This is a genomic window from Rhodococcus sp. PAE-6, assembly GCF_025290685.1.
Classification (GTDB): Bacteria; Actinomycetota; Actinomycetes; order Mycobacteriales; family Mycobacteriaceae; genus Rhodococcus; species Rhodococcus pyridinivorans.
This window is the reverse complement of record NZ_JAOCLZ010000065.1, coordinates 1-1860: the sequence shown is the minus strand read 5'-3', so window position 1 is coordinate 1860 and position 1860 is coordinate 1. Positions and strand designations below refer to the sequence as shown.

Below are 1860 nucleotides of genomic sequence, written 5' to 3'. Positions count from 1 at the left end.
ACCGTGGAGTCGGCCTGCTCGGTGAGCACGTCCTCCCCTACGTCCGGCAGTTCCACCTCGATGGGCTGACCTTCGTCGTCACCGGCACCGAAAGCGGTCCCGGCAGCCAAACCCACCAGCCCACCACCGACGGCGCAGGGCACACCGGCCAGCGTCGCGCCGACAGCGGTACCGAGGGCGGTACCGGCGACACCGGTGGTGATCTGGGGCAGCGGAGGCGGCAACGGAACCATGCCGGCCATCCCGGCACCGGCAAGGCCACCAATCGTTCCGCCGAGTGCGCCACCACCGACGGCACCGGCCGCCCCGCCGGCTGCCGCACCGGCCACCGTCGCGCCGATCTGAGCAGCAGCGACACGATCGGCGCGGCTGGCTTCGATACCGATCGACTTGTAGAACGTCGCCACGTCCGACCGGATCAGACCGGCGGTGTTGTTGGTGCGCTCCCGGTCGTCGTCGGTGACCCAGTTCGGCTGGTTGAAGTGGAAATCGCCGATCATGATCTTCTCGGGCGGAGCGATGTAGATCGGTTCCGGCTCGACCGGCTGCGGGGCACGCAGCTCCAGCGGGTTGATCGGCGCCGGAGTGGACTGCCGCTCGTAGCGGTTGGTGTCGTAGTTGTAGTCCGGCAGCGGCGCGTACTCGCGCTGCTGCGCCGGCGGCGGGGTCCAGTAGATCTGCTTGGCCGGCGGCTTCGGCGCGCTGGTGGTGCCGCCCTGAGTGGACGGTGCCGGGGTGGTCACCCCGCCCTGCGAGGGCAGCTCGACCGGATCGGCCGAGGCCAGACCGCTACCTGCTGCCACGATCGCGGCGGCCGTGGCGGGCACGACGCTCGCCTTGGCGATCCGTGACGGCCTGTGATGCTTGCTCATAATCGCTTCTCTCTCTTGTGTCGAGGCGTGAATTTCAGTTGAGTGCTGCGGCCGAGATGCCGCCTTGATCGAGCACCGTCGGTCCCGCGTCGACCACAGTCGTGGTGGTCACGGCCGGTTCCGAGGTGGTGGACGTCGCCGTCTGCGACGACGGGGTGGTCGAGGTGGTCGCCGACGGCCGGACCGTCGTAGTGGTCGGCGTCGTCGCGGTGGAGGTCACCGTCGTGGAGGTGGTGGAGTCGGCCGCAGCGCTGAGGTCGGCCGCGACAGCAGCGAGCCAGGAGGCAGCGAACCGGGTCGGGGCCTGTCCGCTGGCAGTAGCCGGGACCGAGCCGTAGGAGCCGTGTTCGGCGGCGACATTGCGCACCGTCGTCATCGCCACCAGGTCGAACGCGTCCCGGTTGGCCTTGACCTCGTTCTGCACGACCTGGAACGCCTGCCGCACCAACCGCTGCGAGGTCGCCGGCGGGACCAGCTCGGGCAGCACACTGACCGTCTTGGCCGCGAGCACACCGAACGCCGCCGCCGGATTGGCCAGCCCAGCTGCCGCGACCGCCGCGATCGTCTCCGGGGTCAGCACTTTCTTGACGACCGTGACCGCCGCGTTGATGCCGATCAGCCCGACCTTCATCAACGCTGCCGTGACTTCCTGCCCCGTCGGCGGCGTGGCCCGAGGATCGGAGGCTTCGGCCAGGCGCTGCGAGATGGTCTTCTTCGGCTGGACCGAGATCGCCGACAGCGCGCTCTTCGGTGCCTGAATGTCCTGGTTGACCACATCGACGGCGGTCTTGAACGCCGTCGACGCCAGTGCCCGTCCGACCGTGGAGATCGCGACGAACGGATCCCCGCCGACCTCGACCTGACCGGCGACGTTGACCACCGCCCGCACGACCGGGGCGTTCGCCGGCGCATCACAGGCCAGATCCCCGCCCTGGCACCAGGACGACACCCGCCCCGACAGGCTGCCGTAGCTGCTGGTCAGATCGGC

Annotated in this window: 1 protein-coding gene and 1 pseudogene; both read right to left on the bottom strand. The window is 69.7% G+C overall.

Annotated features, from left to right (window positions below):
* On the bottom strand, window positions 1–872 hold an 872-nt coding region (locus NVV99_RS26205; RefSeq protein ID WP_260783275.1), incomplete at its 3' end, for an insoluble domain protein.
* 34 nt (window positions 873–906) lie between these two features.
* Window positions 907–1860, bottom strand: a pseudogene (locus NVV99_RS26200) (hypothetical protein); the annotation flags it as partial.